The organism is Streptomyces sp. enrichment culture, assembly GCF_964272895.1.
Classification (GTDB): Bacteria; Actinomycetota; Actinomycetes; order Streptomycetales; family Streptomycetaceae; genus Streptomyces.
Genome location: NZ_OZ186832.1, coordinates 2706482 through 2723973, shown reverse-complemented (window position 1 = coordinate 2723973; position 17492 = coordinate 2706482). Strand labels below are relative to the sequence as shown.

The 17492-nt window shown below is 73.4% G+C and carries 15 protein-coding genes; 8 read left to right on the top strand and 7 right to left on the bottom strand.

Features of this window, described 5'->3' with window-relative positions:
* Nucleotides 1-175 precede the first annotated feature (175 nt).
* Both ACSU6M_RS12315 and ACSU6M_RS12310 read right to left on the bottom strand, forming a co-directional pair.
* On the bottom strand, nt 176-2419 hold the full coding sequence (locus ACSU6M_RS12315; protein WP_437069527.1) for a heavy metal translocating P-type ATPase: 2244 nt from the start codon (nt 2417-2419) through the stop codon (nt 176-178).
* A 118-nt stretch (nt 2420-2537) separates the two neighbouring features.
* The gene (locus tag ACSU6M_RS12310) at nt 2538-2768 is read right to left on the bottom strand and encodes a heavy-metal-associated domain-containing protein (protein ID WP_437069526.1); all 231 of its coding nucleotides are present in this window, start codon (nt 2766-2768) and stop codon (nt 2538-2540) included.
* A 152-nt stretch (nt 2769-2920) separates the two neighbouring features.
* On the opposite strand from ACSU6M_RS12310, the gene ACSU6M_RS12305 reads away from it, so the two are divergent.
* Nucleotides 2921-3964: a zinc-dependent alcohol dehydrogenase family protein gene (locus tag ACSU6M_RS12305; RefSeq protein WP_437069524.1), complete on the top strand. Its 1044-nt coding sequence runs from the start codon at nt 2921-2923 to the stop codon at nt 3962-3964.
* Here the strand turns inward: ACSU6M_RS12305 and ACSU6M_RS12300 are convergent.
* The 3 genes from ACSU6M_RS12300 to ACSU6M_RS12290 form a co-directional block, all read right to left on the bottom strand.
* Nucleotides 3945-4508: a GNAT family N-acetyltransferase gene (locus ACSU6M_RS12300; protein ID WP_437069523.1), complete on the bottom strand. Its 564-nt coding sequence runs from the start codon at nt 4506-4508 to the stop codon at nt 3945-3947. The genes ACSU6M_RS12305 and ACSU6M_RS12300 overlap by 20 nt on opposite strands.
* 54 nt (nt 4509-4562) lie before the next feature.
* Complete coding sequence (locus ACSU6M_RS12295; RefSeq protein WP_437069521.1) at nt 4563-4763, bottom strand: helix-turn-helix transcriptional regulator; 201 nt, start codon at nt 4761-4763, stop codon at nt 4563-4565.
* A gap of 258 nt (nt 4764-5021) precedes the next feature.
* Nucleotides 5022-5939 (bottom strand): sugar phosphate isomerase/epimerase family protein, encoded by a 918-nt coding sequence (locus ACSU6M_RS12290; protein ID WP_437069520.1) that lies wholly within the window; start codon nt 5937-5939, stop codon nt 5022-5024.
* A 144-nt stretch (nt 5940-6083) separates the two neighbouring features.
* On the opposite strand from ACSU6M_RS12290, the gene iolC reads away from it, so the two are divergent.
* From iolC to mmsA, 5 genes are all read left to right on the top strand, one after another.
* Nucleotides 6084-7034 carry a 5-dehydro-2-deoxygluconokinase gene (iolC, locus tag ACSU6M_RS12285; RefSeq protein ID WP_437069518.1) on the top strand — a complete coding sequence of 317 codons (951 nt, stop codon included), beginning with the start codon at nt 6084-6086 and terminating at the stop codon, nt 7032-7034.
* Between the two features lie 185 nt (nt 7035-7219).
* Nucleotides 7220-8089: a Cgl0159 family (beta/alpha)8-fold protein gene (locus tag ACSU6M_RS12280; RefSeq protein ID WP_437075110.1), complete on the top strand. Its 870-nt coding sequence runs from the start codon at nt 7220-7222 to the stop codon at nt 8087-8089.
* A gap of 8 nt (nt 8090-8097) precedes the next feature.
* On the top strand, nt 8098-8919 hold the full coding sequence (gene iolB, locus ACSU6M_RS12275) for a 5-deoxy-glucuronate isomerase (protein ID WP_437069516.1): 822 nt from the start codon (nt 8098-8100) through the stop codon (nt 8917-8919).
* A 22-nt stretch (nt 8920-8941) separates the two neighbouring features.
* On the top strand, nt 8942-10819 hold the full coding sequence (iolD, locus tag ACSU6M_RS12270) for a 3D-(3,5/4)-trihydroxycyclohexane-1,2-dione acylhydrolase (decyclizing) (protein WP_437069514.1): 1878 nt from the start codon (nt 8942-8944) through the stop codon (nt 10817-10819).
* Between the two features lie 14 nt (nt 10820-10833).
* On the top strand, nt 10834-12336 hold the full coding sequence (gene mmsA / locus ACSU6M_RS12265) for a CoA-acylating methylmalonate-semialdehyde dehydrogenase (protein ID WP_437069513.1): 1503 nt from the start codon (nt 10834-10836) through the stop codon (nt 12334-12336).
* A 66-nt stretch (nt 12337-12402) separates the two neighbouring features.
* On the opposite strand, the gene ACSU6M_RS12260 is transcribed toward mmsA, so the two are convergent.
* Together ACSU6M_RS12260 and ACSU6M_RS12255 are read right to left on the bottom strand one after the other, a co-directional pair.
* The gene (locus ACSU6M_RS12260; RefSeq protein ID WP_437069511.1) at nt 12403-13230 is read right to left on the bottom strand and encodes a hypothetical protein; all 828 of its coding nucleotides are present in this window, start codon (nt 13228-13230) and stop codon (nt 12403-12405) included.
* Nucleotides 13231-13325: 95 nt separating this feature from the next.
* Nucleotides 13326-13736: a GNAT family N-acetyltransferase gene (locus ACSU6M_RS12255; RefSeq protein WP_437069509.1), complete on the bottom strand. Its 411-nt coding sequence runs from the start codon at nt 13734-13736 to the stop codon at nt 13326-13328.
* Nucleotides 13737-13851: 115 nt separating this feature from the next.
* Here ACSU6M_RS12255 and ACSU6M_RS12250 point away from each other — a divergent pair, with 115 nt between their 5' ends.
* Nucleotides 13852-16503 (top strand): alpha/beta fold hydrolase, encoded by a 2652-nt coding sequence (locus ACSU6M_RS12250; protein WP_437069507.1) that lies wholly within the window; start codon nt 13852-13854, stop codon nt 16501-16503.
* Nucleotides 16500-17354 carry an ABC transporter permease gene (locus ACSU6M_RS12245; RefSeq protein ID WP_437069506.1) on the top strand — a complete coding sequence of 285 codons (855 nt, stop codon included), beginning with the start codon at nt 16500-16502 and terminating at the stop codon, nt 17352-17354. The genes ACSU6M_RS12250 and ACSU6M_RS12245 overlap by 4 nt, the downstream gene beginning before the upstream one ends.
* Nucleotides 17355-17492 lie beyond the last annotated feature (138 nt).

Here is a 17492-nt window from a genome sequence, read left to right as displayed (position 1 = left end):
CCGTCGAACCCCTTCAATGGTTACGTTCACATCACTGTGATCTGCGTCTCTTGCAAATGTCCCGTTAGATGCGCAAGAGCACGTTCGGCGAACGATGCCCCGGCGTAAGGAAGATGCGCGAGACTTGTGAAGAGCTTATGTGAGGCCCGCGCCGGACTCCAGAGGGCCCCCGGTGTTAAGCCCTTTCTCCAGCACGGAACGTCCGCAGCCGGAGGCTGTTGGTGACGACGAAGACCGAGGAGAAGGCCATCGCCGCCCCCGCGATCATCGGGTTGAGCAGGCCCGCGGCGGCCAGCGGCAGGGCGGCCACGTTGTAGCCGAAGGCCCAGACGAGGTTGCCCTTGATGGTGGCCAGGGTGCGGCGGGAGAGCCGGATCGCGTCCGCGGCGACCCGCAGATCCCCGCGCACGAGCGTCAGATCGCCCGCCTCGATCGCCGCGTCGGTGCCTGTGCCCATGGCGAGGCCCAGGTCGGCGGCGGCCAGCGCGGCCGCGTCGTTGACGCCGTCCCCGACCATGGCGACGACATGCCCCTCGGCCTGGAGCCGCCGTACGGCGTCCACCTTGTCCTCGGGCAGCACCTCGGCCATGACCCGGTCGATCCCCACCTCACGGGCCACCGCCTCGGCCACCGTCCGGTTGTCCCCGGTCAGCAGCACCGGCGTCAGCCCCAGCGCCCGCAGCTCGCGCACCGCCTGGGCGCTGGAGTCCTTCACCGCGTCGGCGACGGCGAGCACCCCGCGTACCGCCCCGTCCCAGCCGACCGGCACGGCCGTGCGCCCGTCGCGCTCGGCGGCCTCCAGGGCGCGGGACAGCTCCCGCGGGACGGCGTCGAACAGGCGGCGGCCCACGGCCACCTCGCGCCCCTCCACGCGCCCGCGGACGCCCCTGCCGGGGACGTTCTCGAAGTGCTCGACGGGCGGGAGCGGACCGACGCGCTCCTCCGCACCCGCGGCGACCGCCCGCGCCACGGGGTGCTCGGAGGCGTGCTCCAGGGCGCCCGCGAGCCGCAGCAGCTCCTTCTCGTCGGTGCCCTCGGCCGCGTACACCTCGTGCAGGATCATCCGGCCCGTCGTCACCGTCCCCGTCTTGTCCAGGACGACGGTGTCGGCGCGGCGGGTGGACTCCAGCACCTCCGGGCCCTTGATGAGGATGCCGAGCTGCGCGCCGCGGCCGGTGCCCACCAGCAGCGCGGTCGGCGTGGCCAGGCCCAGCGCGCAGGGGCAGGCGATGATCAGTACGGCGACGGCGGCGGTGAACGCGGCCGTGGTGTCGCCGGTGGCGCCGAGCCAGCCGCCGAAGGCGGCCGCCGCGATCAGCAGGACCACGGGCACGAACACCGCCGAGATCCGGTCCGCCAGCCGCTGCACCCGCGCCTTGCCGCTCTGCGCCTCCTCCACCAGCCTCGCCATCCGCGCCAGCTGCGTGTCGGCGCCGACGCGGGTGGCCCGGACGACGAGCCGGCCCCCGGCGTTGACGGTCGCGCCGGTCACCGCGTCCCCGGGCGCCACGTCCACCGGCACGGACTCGCCGGTGAGCAGGGAGGCGTCGAGGGCCGAGACGCCCTCGGTGACCACGCCGTCGGTGGCGATCTTCTCGCCGGGGCGTACGACGAACAGGTCGCCGACGGCCAGTGCGGCGACCGGCACCCGCGTCTCGCGGCCGTCCCGCAGCACGGCCACGTCCTTGGCGCCCAGCTCCAGCAGCGCCCGCAGGGCCGTTCCGGCGTGGCGCTTGGCGCGGGCCTCCAGATAGCGGCCGAGCAGCAGGAAGGCGGTGACTCCGGCGGCCACCTCCAGATAGATCGTGGAGCCGGCGTCGGCGCGCGAGACGGTCAGGTCGAAGCCGTGGCGCATGCCGGGCATGCCGGCGTCACCGAGGAACAGGGCCCACAGCGACCAGCCGAACGCGGCCAGCGTGCCCAGCGAGACCAGGGTGTCCATGGTGGACGCGCCGTGCCGGACGTTGGTGAACGCGGCCCGGTGGAAGGGCCATCCGCCCCAGACGACGACGGGCGCGGCGAGGGTCAGGGAGAGCCACTGCCAGTGGTCGAACTGGAGGGCCGGGACCATGGCGAGCAGCACGACGGGCACGGCGAGCAGGGCGCTGACGAGCAGCCGGTGGCGCAGGGAGGCCATCTCGGGGTCGTCCCGCGAGGGCTCCTCGGGCTCGGCGGCGGCCGGCTCCTGGGCCGTGTACCCCGTCCGCTCCACGGTCGCGATCAGGTCGGCGACCTCGGTCCCGGCCGGATAGCTGATCCGGGCCCGCTCGGTGGCGTAGTTGACCGTCGCGGTCACGCCTTCCATGCGGTTGAGCTTCTTCTCGATGCGGGCCGCGCAGGCGGCGCAGGTCATCCCGCCGACGATCAGCTCGACCTCGGCCGTGGTCCGGGCCGCCCGGGGGGTGCTGGTGCTGCTCATGTCCGTACTCCAGAGATCCGTACGCCCGGCGTCCGCGCCCGCGCAAGGCGACGGGCCGTACCGGGCCAGTATCGGCGGCCGGTACGGCCCATGGGCACGAGGGGCGCGGGAGGGCGTCTCAGGCGCGGCCGACGAGCTCGTAACCGGCCTCGTCGATCGCGGCGCGGACGGCCTCCTCGTCCAGCGGGGCGGCGGAGACGACGGTGACCTCGCCGGCGGCGGCCACGGCCTTGACCGAGGTGACGCCCGGGATCTGGGAGATCTCGCCGGAGACGGCGCCCTCGCAGTGGCCGCAGCTCATGCCGCTGACCTTGTAGACGGTGGTGACGGTGTCGGTCTGGGCGCTCATGTCGTTACTCCTCGTCGAGGCGTAGGTGGTCTCGGGGGCTCCATGGTCCACGGTGGGCCCCGCACTCCTCACTGTATACCCCTAGGGGGTATTTCTCCAAGCAGGGGCGCGCCGGTGCCGCGCTACCGTTCGGGCGGAGAGAGGGGCGGCACATGCGCGCGGTGGTGTTCGAGCGGTACGGCGAGACGGCTCAGGTGCGGGAGGTGGCCGATCCGCGTCCGGCCCCGCACGGCGTCGTGGTGCGCGTCGAGGCGACGGGGCTGTGCCGCAGCGACTGGCACGGCTGGATGGGCCACGACCCGGACATCACCCTGCCGCACGTGCCCGGCCATGAACTCGCCGGTGTCGTCGAGGCCGCCGGGGACCGGGTGACCCGCTTCCGGCCCGGCGACCGCGTCACCGTGCCCTTCGTGTGCGGCTGCGGCACCTGCGCCGCCTGCGCGGCCGGCGACCACCAGGTGTGCGAGCGGCAGACCCAGCCAGGCTTCACCCACTGGGGCTCCTTCGCCCAGTACGTCGCCCTGGACCACGCCGACGTGAACCTGGTCGCCGTCCCCGACGACCTGTCGTACGCCACCGCCGCCTCCCTCGGCTGCCGGTTCGCCACCGCCTTCCGGGCGGTCGTGCAGCAGGGCCGGGTCGGGCCGGGGGAGTGGGTGGCCGTGCACGGCTGCGGCGGGGTCGGGCTGTCCGCGGTGATGATCGCGGCGGCCTCGGGCGCGCGGGTGGTCGCCGTCGACGTCTCGCCGCGGGCGCTGGAGCTGGCGCGGACCTTCGGGGCGGCGGAGTGCGTCGACGGCCGCGAGCTGCCGGACACGGCCGCGGCCGTGCGCGAACTCACCGGCGGCGGCGCCCACCTCTCCCTGGACGCCCTCGGCTCGCCCGCCACCTGCGCCGCCTCGGTGAACGGCCTGCGCCGCCGGGGCCGCCATGTCCAGGTCGGCCTGCTGCCCTCGTCCGACGGCACCACCCCCGTCCCGATGGCCCGCGCCATCGCCCTGGAGCTGGAGATCCTCGGCAGCCACGGCATGGCCGCCCACACCTACCCCGCGATGCTGGAGGCGGTGCGCGCCGGCGTACTGCGGCCCGACCTGCTGGTGACCTCGAGCATCGGGCTGGACGCCGTACCGCGGGCGCTGGCGGAGATGGGCACCGCGCCCGGAGCCGGCGTGACGGTCATCGAGCCGTGGCGGTGAGCGCGGCCCACTCCGGGGCGAGGATCGACATCCGCACGGCGTCGATCCACTCGCCGTCCTGCCGGACCGCCTGCCGGTCCACGCCCTCGGCGACGAAGCCCGCCTTCTCGTAGACGTGCCGGGCCCGCGGATTGTGGGCCAGCACGTGCAAGGAGACGCGGTGCAGCCCCAGTTGCTCGAAGGCGTGGCCCACGATGAGCCGGACGGCCTCCGTGCCCAGGCCCCGGCCGCGGCCCCGCGGGCCGATCAGGATGCGGAAGTTGCAGTTGCGGTTGGGCTCGTCCCACTCGTTCAGCACGGCCTCGCCGACCAGTTCGCCGCTCTCCCGGTCCACGATGCCGAGGTCGAGCCGGTCCGGCTGGTCGCCCCGGCTGCCGTACCAGGCGCGCAGGCGGTCCAGGTCGAACTCCGCCACGGGACTGCCGGTGAGCCGCACCACCTCCGGGTCGGACAGGATCGCCGCCATCGCCGGGACGTCGGCTTCGGTGAAGGGCCGCAGCTCGGCCCGTTCGCCGGTCAGCACCGGCTTGATCGAGAAGTCCATGAACGGCACTGTGCCCCACCCGGCGGGTGGGGCACAGCTGCTTTTTCTCGGGGGTCAGTCGGATCTGCGTCCCCGGTTCCCCGGCCGGGAGGCCACCCAGGTGCGGACGGTGTCGGCGTACCAGTAGGGCTTGCCGCCCTCCACATGGTCGGGCGGCGGCAGCAGTCCGTGCTTGCGGTAGGAGCGCACGGTGTCCGGCTGCACCCGGATGTGCGCCGCGATCTCCTTGTAGGACCACAGCCGTCGGTCGGTCATGAGTCGCACCTCCCTGCGTTGCGCCGCGGCGCGGCCGGGGGCGGCCGTCGGGGGAGCCGGGCGCAGTGCTGGCGATCACCAGGCCTGTGCCCGGTTGAACGACCCTGCGTGACCGGGGGAAAGCGGCTGTGTGCCGGGTGTGACGCGAAACCCGCGTACTCGGGACATGTGTGACGAGGGGGTGGTGTTTGTGACAGAAGTGATGCATGGGCGTACGCGGGACCGAAGGGCGGGCGTACGGCCCCGGGCGTACGCCGGTCAGGCGCCGCAGGACCGCAGGAAGGCGCGGGTGCGGCGGGCGATCGGCAGCGGCCGGTCCGGCTCGCACGGGTACATGTCCTGCTCGACGATCGCGAACAGCTCGACGCCCAGCCGCTGCGCCGCCTCCAGCACCGGCCCCAGCGCGGGCACCCCGGCCGGCGGCTCGCACATCACGCCCTTGGCCACCGCGGGCCCGAACGGGATCCGCTCGGCGCGCACCTCGGCGAGGACGTCCGGGTCCACCTGCTTGAGGTGCAGATAGCCGATGCGCTCGCCGTAGGTCTCGATCAGCTTGACGCTGTCGCCGCCGCAGTAGGCGTAGTGCCCGGTGTCCAGGCACAGCGAGACCAGGGAGGAGTCGGTGCCGTCGAGGAAGCGGGCGACGTTCTCCTCGCTGTCGATATGGGTGTCGGCGTGCGGGTGGACGACGATCGTCAGCCCGTAGCGCTCGCGCACCTCGCGTCCCAGCCGCTCGGTCAGCGAGGTGAGATTGCGCCACTGCTCGGCTGTGAGCGTGTCCGGCTCCAGCACCTCGCCGGTCTTGTCGTCCCGCCAGAAGGACGGGATGACGACCAGATGGCGGGCGCCCATCGCCCGGGCGAGCGCCGCGTTGTCGGCGACGTGCGCCCAGGTCTTCTCCCAGACGGCCTCGCCGTGGTGCAGGCCGGTGAACACCGTCCCCGCCGACACCTTCAGGCCGCGCCTGGCCGTCTCCTCGGCGAGGAGCGCGGGATCGGTCGGCAGATACCCGTACGGGCCCAGCTCGATCCACTCGTAGCCGGCCTCGGCGACCTCGTCGAGGAAGCGCTGCCAGGGCACCTGGCGGGGGTCGTCGGGGAACCACACGCCCCAGGAGTCGGGCGCCGAACCGATGCGGATGCGGGACAGTGAGGACTGAGGCGACAGCGACGTCATGGCCGCCAGGGTGCGCGGCACCGGAAGGGGTGTCAAGGGCTCGTCCGAATGTCTGGACAAAACATTGACAGGGCTGCCGCGGCGGGACTAGAAACCGGAGGGGCAGGCCGCAGTGAGCCGATCCGACGGCACGAAGGGAACGCGATGGCGTACGACCTGATCACCATGGGGCGGATCGGTGTGGACCTCTATCCGCTGCAGGCGGGGGTCCCGCTGGCGCAGGTGACGGCCTTCGGCAAGTTCCTCGGCGGCTCCGCGGCCAACGTCGCCGTCGCCGCCGCCCGCCTCGGCCGCCGCACCGCGCTGATCAGCCGTACCGGGGACGACCCGTTCGGCGCCTATCTCCACCAGGCGCTCGGGGAGTTCGGCGTCGACGACCGCTGGGTGACCCCGGTACCGGAGCTGAGGACGCCGATCACCTTCTGCGAGATCTTCCCGCCCGACGACTTCCCGCTGTACTTCTACCGGCAGCCCAAGGCCCCCGACCTGGAGATCGACGCCCACGACCTGGACCTCGACGCGGTACGCGCGGCCCGTGTCTTCTGGGTCACCGGCACCGGCCTGAGCGAGGAGCCGAGCCGTACGGCGACCCTGGCGGCGCTCGCCCACCGGGCGAAGGCGGGCACGACCGTGTTCGACCTGGACTGGCGCCCCGTGTTCTGGTCGGACCCCGACGCCGCCCGCCCCTTCTACGCCGAGGCCCTGCGCCACACCACCGTCGCCGTCGGCAACCTCGACGAGGTGGAGATCGCCACCGGCGTCCGCGAACCCCACGCCGCCGCACGGGCGTTGCTGGAGGCGGGTGTCGAACTCGCCGTCGTCAAGCAGGGCCCGAAGGGCGTGCTGGCGGTCCGCGCCGACGGGGAGTCGGCCGAGGTGCCCCCGCTGCCGGTGAACGTCCTCAACGGCCTGGGCGCCGGGGACGCCTTCGGCGGCTCCCTGTGCCACGGGCTGCTGGAGGGCTGGGACCTGGAGAGGGTCATGCGCCACGCCAACGCCGCCGGCGCGATCGTCGCCTCCCGCCTGGAGTGCTCCTCGGCGATGCCGACCCCGGCCGAGATCGAGGCGGCGCTGGACGCGGGAGCGGTGCTGTGAGGGCCGGCCGGGTGACGGGGGCGCACCACGACACCGACCAGACCCCGCCCTCGGCGGGCGGCGGCCCGGGACCCGCACCGAAGCCGAAGAACACGGTCGCCGACGCCTCCCCGTCGGGGGCCGGGCGCCCGTCCGGCGCTGCCGCTCCCGCGGGGGCGGGCGCCCCCCGGATCCCCGTCGTCGACGTGCCCGAGCTGGTGCGCCTGCGCACCCACCACCCCGAGGCCGTCGCCGAGGCCGCCGCCCGGCGTCTGCGCCGCCCCCTGCTCGGAGACGGCGGCCGTCTGATGATCGTCGCCGCCGACCACCCGGCCCGCGGCGCGCTCGGCGTCGGCGACCGCAGGCTCGCCATGGCCAACCGGGCCGATCTGCTGGGCCGGCTGGTGCTGGCGCTGTCCCGCCCCGGCGTGGACGGCGTGCTGGCCACCGCCGACATCCTGGACGACCTGCTGCTGCTCGGCGCCCTGGACCACAAGGTCGTCATGGGCTCGATGAACCGCGGCGGACTGCAAGGGGCCCGCTTCGAACTCGACGACCGCTTCACCGGCCACCGCCCCGAGGACATCCAGCGCCTCGGCTTCGACGCGGGCAAGCTGCTGCTGCGCATCGACTACGACGACCCGGGCTCCCTGACCACCCTGGAGTCCACCGCCCGCGCGATCGACGACATGGCCGCCCGCCGCCTCCCCGTGTTCGTCGAACCGTTCATCAGCCGACGCGACCCCGACGGACGCCTGCGCAACGATCTGTCCGCCGACGCCGTCACCCGCTCCCTCGCCATCGCCTCCGGCCTGGGCGGCACCTCCGCCTACACCTGGCTGAAGGTGCCGGTCACCGACGACCCCGACGACATGGCCCGGGTCATGGAGACCACGACCCTCCCGGCCGTCCTGCTCGGCGGCGATGTCGGCGACGACCAGGACCGGGCGTACGAGAAGTGGCGCGGCGCGCTGCGGCTGCCCACCGTGCGCGGCCTGGTGGTGGGCCGCTCGCTGCTGTACCCGGCGGACGGTGATGTGGCCGCCGCCGTGGACACCGCCGTAGGACTGCTGTGAGGGCCCCGATGAGCCGTACGAGCAAGGAGCTGCACATCCCCCGCGGCACCGGCGCGCAGGGGGACTACGCCGTCGACATCGACCCCGAGCAGGCCGGCTGGACGTACAGCAGCCTGCGGGTCGTCGAGCTGGCGGCGGGGGGCACGCACACGTTCGACACCGGGGACAGCGAGTGGATCGTGCTTCCCCTGCACGGCGGCTGTAGCGTGCACACAGCGGACGACGTCATCCAACTCCTGGGCAGGGAAAGCGTGTTCGCGTCGGTCACCGACTTCGCGTACGTGCCCCGAGACGCCCGGGTCCAGATCGCCTCCGGTGCGGGAGGCCGCTTCGCCCTGGCAGGAGCGAAGTGCGAGCGCCGACTCCCCGCCCGCTACGGCCCCGCGCCGGAGGTACCCGTCGAACAGCGCGGCAGCGGCACCTGCGCCCGCCAGGTCCGCAACTTCGCGTCCGCCGACGCCTTCGCCTGCGACAAGCTGATCGCCGTCGAGGTGATCACGCCGGGCGGCCACTGGTCCTCGTACCCGCCGCACAAGCACGACGAGCACCGGCCGGGGGAGGAGTCGGAGCTGGAGGAGATCTACTACTTCGAGATCGACGGCCCGCACGGCTTCGGCTACCAGCGCGTCTCCCCCTCCCGCGAGGGCGGCGCGGACGTCCTCGCCGAGGTCCGCTCCGGCGACGCCGTCCTCGTCCCCGACGGCTGGCACGGCCCGTCGATCGCCCAGCCCGGTCACGCCATGTACTACCTGAACGTGATGGCGGGCCCCGGCGGGACACGGGAGTGGCGGATCTGCTTCCACCCGGACCACACGGAGGGCTACCGATGACCGTCAACGGAGGGGTATCGCGATGACCATCAGGCTGACCGTCGCCCAGGCGCTCGTCCGCTTCCTCGCCGCCCAGCACACCGAGCGCGACGGCGAACGGCACCGGCTGATCGGCGCCACCTGGGGCATCTTCGGCCACGGGAACGTCGCCGGGATCGGTCAGGCACTCGTGGAGTACGCCGATGTCATGCCGTACCACCAGGGCCGCAACGAGCAGTCGATGGTGCACGCGGCCGTCGGCTACGCCCGCCAGTCGAACCGCCTGTCCACCCACGCCGTGACCACGTCCATCGGCCCCGGCGCGACCAACCTGGTGACGGGAGCCGCCCTCGCGACCGTCAACCACCTCCCCGTCCTGCTCCTGCCCGGCGACATCTTCGCCGCCCGCCCCGCCGACCCGGTGCTCCAGCAGCTGGAGGTGCCGTACGCGGGCGACCTCAGCGTCAACGACTGCCTGCGCCCGGTGTCGAGGTACTTCGACCGCGTCCACCGCCCCGAGGCCCTGATCCCGGCCGCGCTCCAGGCGATGCGTGTGCTCACCGACCCCGTCGAGACCGGCGCGGTCACCCTCGCCCTCCCGCAGGACGTACAGGCGGAGGCGTACGACTGGCCGGAGGAGTTCTTCGCCGAGCGCACCTGGGCGGTACGACGGCCGGGTGCCGACCCCGCCGAGCTGACGGAGGCGATCCGGGCGATCCGGCGCGCCCGCCGGCCCCTGCTGATCGCGGGCGGCGGCGTCCACCACAGCCGCGCCGAGGCCGCCCTCGCCGAGTTCGCGCAGGCCACCGGCATCCCGGTCGCCTCCACGCAGGCCGGCAAGGGCTCACTGCCGCACGACCACCCCCAGGACGTCGGCGGCATCGGCCACACCGGCACCGCGACCGCCGACGCCCTCGCCCGCGAGGCCGACCTGGTGATCGGCGTGGGCACGCGCTACACGGACTTCACCACCGCCTCCGGGACCCTCTTCGAGCGGCCGGACGTCCGCTTCCTCAACCTCAACATCGCCCCCTTCGACGGCCACAAGCTCTCCGGCATCCCGCTGATCGCGGACGCCCGCAGCGGTCTGGAGGAGCTGACCGAGGCGCTGGCCCTGCACGGGCACCGGGTCGACGAGGCGTATGCCGCCTCCTACACGCGGGACAAGGCGGACTGGGAGCGGCGCGTGGACGCCTGCTTCGCCGCCGCCGACCCCGCCGCGCGGCCCACCCAGCCGCAGGTGCTGGGCGCGCTGGACGCGGTCGTGGACGAGACGGACATCGTGATCAACGCGGCCGGTTCGCTGCCCGGCGATCTGCACAAGCTGTGGCGGGCGCGCTCGGCCGACCAGTACCACCTGGAGTACGGCTACTCCTGCATGGGCTACGAGATCCCGGCGGCCATCGGGGTGAAGCTGGCCGCGCCCGAGCGCCCGGTGTGGGCGCTGGTCGGCGACGGCACGTATCTGATGATGCCCACCGAGATCGTCACGGCCGTGCAGGAGGGCGTCGCCATCAAGATGCTGCTGGTGCAGAACCACGGGTACGCCTCGATCGGCGGCCTGTCGGAGTCGGTGGGCGCCGAGCGGTTCGGCACCGCCTACCGCTTCCGCGCCGACGACGGCCGCTACGACGGGGCGCCGCTGCCGGTGGACCTGGCCGCGAACGCCGCCAGCCTCGGGATGCGGGTGCTGCGCGCGAGGACCGTGGCCGACCTGCGGTCCGCTCTGGCCGAGGCGCGGGCGGCCGACACTCCCACATGTGTCTATGTGGAGACCGAAACGGCAGACACAGTGTCGGGCGCGCCGCCCGCACCGGCCTGGTGGGATGTTCCTGTGGCCGAGACCGCGACCCGCGCGTCGGCGGTGAAGGCCCGCGAGGAGTACGACCGGCACGTTGCGACCCGACGCCGCCATCTGTGAAGGAGTTACCGGGCATGACGAAGATCGTCAACCACTGGATCGGCGGCAAGACCGTCGAAGGCGCGTCGGGGAATTACGGCCCGGTCACGGATCCGGCCACCGGCGCGGTCACCACGAAGGTCGCGTTCGCCTCCGTCGAGGAGGTCGACGCGGCGGTGCGGGCCGCGCGCGAAGCCTTCGTGACCTGGGGCCAGTCCTCGCTGGCCCAGCGCACCACCATCCTGTTCCGCTTCCGTGCGCTGCTGGACGCCCACCGCGACGAGATCGCCGAGCTGATCACCGCCGAGCACGGCAAGGTGCACTCCGACGCCCTCGGGGAGGTCGCGCGCGGCCTGGAGATCGTCGACCTGGCCTGCGGCATCAACGTCCAGCTCAAGGGCGAGCTGTCCACGCAGGTCGCGAACCGCGTCGACGTGGCCGCGATCCGGCAGCCGCTCGGGGTCGTCGCCGGCATCACGCCGTTCAACTTCCCGGCCATGGTGCCGATGTGGATGTTCCCGCTGGCCATCGCGTGCGGCAACACCTTCGTGCTGAAGCCGAGCGAGAAGGACCCGTCCGCGTCCATCAGGATCGCCGAGCTGCTGGCGGAGGCGGGCCTGCCCGACGGCGTCTTCAACGTCGTGCACGGCGACAAGGTGGCCGTCGACCGCCTGCTGGAGCACCCGGACGTCAAGGCGGTGTCCTTCGTCGGCTCCACCCCGATCGCCCGCTACATCCACACCACCGCCTCCGCCCACGGCAAGCGCGTCCAGGCGCTCGGCGGCGCCAAGAACCACATGCTGGTCCTGCCCGACGCCGACCTGGACGCGGCCGCGGACGCGGCGGTGTCGGCGGCCTACGGTTCGGCGGGCGAGCGCTGCATGGCCATCTCGGCGGTCGTCGCCGTCGGCTCGATCGGCGACACGCTGGTGGAGAAGATCCGCGAGCGCGCCGAGAAGATCAAGATCGGTCCCGGCAACGACCCCACCTCCGAGATGGGCCCGCTGATCACCAAGGCCCACCGCGACAAGGTGGCGTCGTATGTGACCGGCGCCGCCGAGGATGGCTGCGAGGTCGTCCTGGACGGCACCGGCTACACCGTCGAGGGCTTCGAGGACGGCCACTGGATCGGCATCTCGCTGCTCGACAAGGTGCCGACCAGCGCGAAGGCGTACCAGGACGAGATCTTCGGCCCGGTGCTGTGCGTGCTGCGCGTGGACACCTACGACGAGGGCGTGGCGCTCATCAACGCCTCCCCCTTCGGCAACGGCACCGCGATCTTCACGCGGGACGGCGGCGCCGCCCGCCGCTTCCAGCTGGAGATCGAGGCCGGCATGGTCGGCGTGAACGTCCCGATCCCGGTCCCCGTCGGCTACCACTCCTTCGGCGGCTGGAAGGACTCCCTCTTCGGCGACCACCACATCTACGGCAACGACGGCACGCACTTCTACACCCGCGGCAAGGTCGTCACCACCCGCTGGCCCGACCCCTCCGAGGCCCCGGCCGGTGTCGACCTGGGCTTCCCGCGCAACCACTGAGCCGCACGGCGGCCGATGCCCCGCCCCTGCGCGACACGCGGCGGGCGGGGCACCGTCGTGTCCGGGTCAGGCGGTGGGCTGCTGGGCCTTGATCTCGTCGGTGAGGTCGCCGGTCTGCGCGGCCGGCGGGGCCTTCACCTCGGTGGTGGCGCCGAACTTGTCGAAGTCCATGGATATCTTGGTGGCGCCGATCTCCTGGACCATGCGGACCGGGAGGTCGTCCTCGCCGACCCACACCTCCATGGTGACCGAGTCGGCGCCGCCGGTCATGGAGCTGAAGAGGTTGCCCTCGTCGGCGTAGGCGTCCTTGAACTTGCCCATCTGCTTCTCGCTGACCACCGCCCGGTAGTGCGTGGTCTCCTTGCCGTTGACGGTCTGCTCGCCGAGGTTCTCGACGTCGTCCGCGTACTTCAGGCCCTTCATGGACGCCGTCGGGCTGGTGCCCCCGCCGCCGCTGAACGCCTGGGCGCCCTCCTCGCCGAAGATCGCCGAGGAGTCGATGCTCATCCACTCCTTGCCGGCGAGCGGACCGGAGGGCTGCGGGTCGATGTCGTAGTAGTAGACGCCGTCCACGAACAGGGTGCGGACCGTGGGGGAGTCGGTCAGGGTCTGCATCTGCGCGGCCTCGGTGTCCATCTCGACGTCGAACGCGAACCCGTCACCCCACGAGTACACCCCCTCCATCGCGATCGGCTCGCCCTGCCCGAGGTCGGTCGTCATCCTGACCTCGGCGGACCCCACCTCCTCGGTCCGGTCCGTCGCCCGCGTGAGCGCCGCCATGATCATGTCGGCGCTGTCGGCCGCGTCGGCCGCCTTGTCCGCACCGCACGCGGTCGTCGCCAGCAGCGCCGCCGCGGTCACCCCCACCCAGGCAGCGGTGTGCCGAACGTTCATGAGTTCCCACCCCAAAATGCTGTGTGTCAGTTGTCCTGCGACTGTAGCGCCCGCCACCGACACTTGTGCAACGGTCGGGTGTTCGCACGGTTCGCTCAGGTGAAGTCCCAGGTCATCACCGTGCAGCTGCCGTCCTCGCCGCCGCCCGCGCTGCGATACGTGGCCACCGCCACGTCGTCACCGGTGTCCACCGGCACCCACTGGCCGTAGCAGCCCCGCTCACGGGCCAGTTCCGTCAGCCGCTCCACCAGGGCCCGCCCGATGCCGCGCCGCCGGTGGGCCTCGGCGACCCCCAGCTCGTACAGGAACATCTCGGTGCCCTTGTCGGGGTGGACCGTCTCCACCCCGCTGACGAAACCGGCCGGTTCACCGGCGACATAGGCCAGCAGGAGGTGATGTCCGGCGGCGGCCAGGAACCGCTCGGCCGCTTCGGGGCGCACCGGCCGGTCGAAGAGGTGTCCGGCGGCCATGAGTTCGGTGACGGTGGTGGCGCGGCGAATCTCCATGGCCCTTCGTACCACGGCCGCGGTACGCGGCGAGGCGCCGTACGCCCGCAGGAGGGCGGGGGCGTCCGACCGGAGGCTGTTCCTGGCTGTCGGTGGCGGCCCGTACCGTGGGCGCATGGATCTTCGTGTGCCCGGAGTGGGGCGGCTGCTGCGGGGGCCCCGGCGGCTGGCGGCCGCCGTGGCCGCCGTCGCGGTGCTCGCCGGGGCGGGTACGTGGACGGCCGTCGCCTCCGACGACGCGCCGCGGGTGCGCCGCACCGACCGGATGATGACGGCGGCGGGCGGGGTGCGCGTGGACACCTCCTACTTCACGTCCCCGGCCGCCGGCCGCCGCCCCGCGGTGCTGCTCGCGCACGGCTTCGGCGGCAGCAAGGCCGACGTCCGCGCACAGGCCGAGGACCTCGCCCGCGACGGGTACGCGGTACTGACCTGGTCCGCCCGCGGCTTCGGCGCCTCGGGCGGCAGGATCGGGCTGAACGACCCGAAGGGCGAGGTCGCCGACGTCTCCCGGCTCATCGACTGGCTCGCCCGGCAGCCCGAGGTCCGGCTCGACAGGCCGGGCGACCCGCGCGTGGGCGTCGCCGGTGCCTCCTACGGCGGCGCGATCGCCCTGCTGGCCGCCGGGCACGACGACCGGGTGGACGCCATCGCCCCGGCGATCACCTACTGGAACCTCGCCGACGCCCTGTTCCCCGACGGCGTGTTCAAGAAGCTGTGGGCCGGCGTCTTCGTCACCTCCGGCGGCGGCTGCCGGGCGTTCGAGCCCCGGCTGTGCGCGATGTACGAGCGGGTCGCCGCCTCCGGCACCCCCGACCCCGAGGCCCGCGCCCTGCTGGAGGCCCGCTCCCCGTCCGCGGTCGCCGACCGCATCCAGGTGCCCACCCTGCTCGTCCAAGGGCAGTCGGACTCCCTGTTCCCCCTCGGCCACGCCGACGCCGCCGCCCGCGCGATCCGCGCCAACGGGGCCCCGGTGGACGTCGACTGGATCGCGGGCGGCCATGACGGCGGCGACCCGGAGACGGACCGCGTCTCCGCGCGCGTCACGGCGTGGTTCGACCGCCACCTCAAGGGCGACGAGAGCGCCGACACCGGCCCCGCCTTCCGGGTCACCCGCGTCGGCGGCGTCGACTCCACCGACGGCACCGCCCAGTTGCGCGGCGCGAGCTCCGGCACCTATCCGGGCCTGCGCTCCGCCCCGCGCGAGATCCCGCTGACCGGCCCCGAGCAGACCTTCGCCAACCCGCCCGGAGCCAGCCCGCCCGCCGTCTCCGCGCTGCCCGGCCTCGGCACCGGTGGCGGCGGCCTCGCCCAACTGTCCTCCCTCGGCGTCGGCGTCTCCCTCGACTTCCCCGGCCAGCACGCCCGCTTCGACTCCGCGCCCCTCACCGAGGACCTGCGCGTCACCGGCACCCCGACGGTCACCGTGCACCTCGACTCCAGCAGCGCGGACGCGGTCCTGTTCGCCAAGGTGTACGACGTCGGCGGCGACGGCGCCCGGCAGGTGCTGCCCGCCCAGCTCGTGGCCCCCGTCCGCGTCGAGGACGCCCGGGGCGGCAAGGACGTCACCCTCACCCTCCCGGCGATCGACCACGAGATCGACAAGGGCCACCGGCTGCGCCTGGTGCTGTCCGCGACCGACCTCGGCTACGCCTCCCCGGCGGCCCCGGCCACCTACACGGTGTCCCTGAAGAGCCCCCTGTCGGTGCCCACCGCCCCCCGCGTGGAGACCGCGGCCGCGCCCCTGCCCGCCTGGGTGTGGTGGCTGCCCGCCGCCGGCGCCGCCGTCGCGCTCGCCCTGCTGCTCGGCGCCCGCCGCCGGGGCGCGGCCCCCGCGCCGGACCCGGAACTCGCCGAGGTGCCGCTCCAGATCACCGACCTGAGCAAGAAGTACGCGGGCGGCGACCGCTACAGCGTCCGCGACCTGTCCTTCCGCGTGGAGAAGGGCCAGGTGCTCGGTCTGCTCGGACCCAACGGCGCCGGCAAGACCACCACCCTGCGCATGCTGATGGGCCTGATCCGGCCCGACGGCGGCGAGATCCGCGTCTTCGGCCACGCCGTCCGCCCCGGCGCCCCCGTCCTCTCCCGCGTCGGCGCCTTCGTGGAGGGCGCGGGCTTCCTGCCGCACCTGTCCGGCCGGGAGAACCTGGAGCTGTACTGGCGGGCCACCGGCCGCCCCGCCGAGGACGCCCACCTGGACGAGGCGCTGGAGATCGCCGGCCTCGGCGACGCCCTCGCCCGCGCGGTGCGCACCTACTCGCAGGGCATGCGCCAGCGCCTGGCCATCGCCCAGGCCATGCTCGGCCTGCCCGACCTGCTGATCCTGGACGAGCCGACCAACGGCCTGGACCCGCCCCAGATCCGCGAGATGCGCGAGGTGATGATCCGCTACGCGGCCGCCGGCCGCACGGTGATCGTCTCCAGCCATCTGCTGGCCGAGGTGGAGCAGACCTGCACCCACCTGGTCGTGATGGACCGCGGCCGCCTGGTGCAGGCCGGACCCGTCGGCGAGATCACCGGCAACGGCGACACGCTGCTGGTCGGCACCGCCGCGCCCCTGGAGGAGGCGGTGGTCGAGAAGATCGCCGCGCTGCCCGGTGTGGCTTCGGCGCTGCACCACGACGAGGGTCTGCTGGTCCGGCTGGACGCCGAGGGCGCTCCCCAGCGGCTGGTCGCCGAACTGGTCCGCCTCGACGTGCCCGTCACCTCCGTCGGCCCGCACCGCCGCCTGGAGGACGCCTTCCTCACCCTGATCGGAGGGACCGCATGAGCACGCTCACCGAGGCCGCCTCCGGCTACCGCGCGGGCCGCACCCTGCCCCTGCGCGTCGAACTGGTCCGCCAGCTCAAGCGCCGCCGCACCCTGGTCATGGGCGCGATCCTCGCCGCCCTGCCCCTCGTGCTGGTCGCCGCGTTCGCCATCGGCGGCGAGCCGGACGGCTCCGACGGCCGCGTGAACCTGATGGACACGGCCACCGCGTCCGGCGCCAACTTCGCCGCCGTCAACCTGTTCGTGTCCACCGGCTTCCTGCTGGTCATCCCCGTCGCCCTGTTCTGCGGGGACACCGTGGCGAGCGAGGCGGGCTGGTCCTCCCTGCGCTATCTGCTGGCCGCGCCCGTGCCGCGGGCCCGCCTGCTGTGGTCCAAGCTGGCCGTCGGACTGGGGCTGAGCCTCGCCGCGATGATCCTGCTGCCGCTCGTCGCCCTGATCGTCGGCACCATGGCCTACGGCTGGGGGCCGCTGGAGATCCCCACCGGGGGCGAGGTCGCCGCCGGCACGGCGGTCCAGCGGCTCGGGGTGGTCGTGGCCTACGTGTTCGCGTCCCAACTGGTCACCGCCGCACTCGCGTTCTGGCTGTCGACGAAGACCGACGCCCCGCTCGGCGCGGTCGGCGGCGCGGTCGGCCTGACCATCGTCGGCAACGTCCTCGACGCGGTCACCGCCCTCGGCGACTGGCGCGACTTCCTCCCCGCGCACTGGCAGTTCGCCTGGGCCGACGCCATCCAGCCCCGCCCCGAGTGGTCCGGCATGATCCAGGGCACCGCGCTGTCGATCACGTACGCGCTGGTGCTGTTCGCGCTGGCCTTCCGCGGTTTCGCCCGCAAGGACATCGTCTCCTAGGTCACCGGAGGGTCACCCACCGGTCTCGACGGGCCCCGGCCGTGCCCGCTTCGAGACCCTTCCGCAACACCCCGTCACGCACGTTCCGGGCCCCGGCGCCGTCACAGTCACCACAGACCACGACGTCGACGGAACGAG

What these genes read in the sequence shown, in the direction of transcription:
- ACSU6M_RS12315 (WP_437069527.1), bottom strand. Translation starts at nt 2,419, where the DNA reads ATGAGCAGCACCAGCACCCCCCGGGCGGCCCGGACCACGGCCGAGGTC.
- ACSU6M_RS12310 (WP_437069526.1), bottom strand. Translation starts at nt 2,768, where the DNA reads ATGAGCGCCCAGACCGACACCGTCACCACCGTCTACAAGGTCAGCGGC.
- ACSU6M_RS12305 (WP_437069524.1), top strand. Translation starts at nt 2,921, where the DNA reads ATGCGCGCGGTGGTGTTCGAGCGGTACGGCGAGACGGCTCAGGTGCGG.
- ACSU6M_RS12300 (WP_437069523.1), bottom strand. Translation starts at nt 4,508, where the DNA reads ATGGACTTCTCGATCAAGCCGGTGCTGACCGGCGAACGGGCCGAGCTG.
- ACSU6M_RS12295 (WP_437069521.1), bottom strand. Translation starts at nt 4,763, where the DNA reads ATGACCGACCGACGGCTGTGGTCCTACAAGGAGATCGCGGCGCACATC.
- ACSU6M_RS12290 (WP_437069520.1), bottom strand. Translation starts at nt 5,939, where the DNA reads ATGACGTCGCTGTCGCCTCAGTCCTCACTGTCCCGCATCCGCATCGGT.
- iolC (WP_437069518.1), top strand. Translation starts at nt 6,084, where the DNA reads ATGGCGTACGACCTGATCACCATGGGGCGGATCGGTGTGGACCTCTAT.
- iolB (WP_437069516.1), top strand. Translation starts at nt 8,098, where the DNA reads ATGAGCCGTACGAGCAAGGAGCTGCACATCCCCCGCGGCACCGGCGCG.
- iolD (WP_437069514.1), top strand. Translation starts at nt 8,942, where the DNA reads ATGACCATCAGGCTGACCGTCGCCCAGGCGCTCGTCCGCTTCCTCGCC.
- mmsA (WP_437069513.1), top strand. Translation starts at nt 10,834, where the DNA reads ATGACGAAGATCGTCAACCACTGGATCGGCGGCAAGACCGTCGAAGGC.
- ACSU6M_RS12260 (WP_437069511.1), bottom strand. Translation starts at nt 13,230, where the DNA reads ATGAACGTTCGGCACACCGCTGCCTGGGTGGGGGTGACCGCGGCGGCG.
- ACSU6M_RS12255 (WP_437069509.1), bottom strand. Translation starts at nt 13,736, where the DNA reads ATGGAGATTCGCCGCGCCACCACCGTCACCGAACTCATGGCCGCCGGA.
- ACSU6M_RS12250 (WP_437069507.1), top strand. Translation starts at nt 13,852, where the DNA reads ATGGATCTTCGTGTGCCCGGAGTGGGGCGGCTGCTGCGGGGGCCCCGG.
- ACSU6M_RS12245 (WP_437069506.1), top strand. Translation starts at nt 16,500, where the DNA reads ATGAGCACGCTCACCGAGGCCGCCTCCGGCTACCGCGCGGGCCGCACC.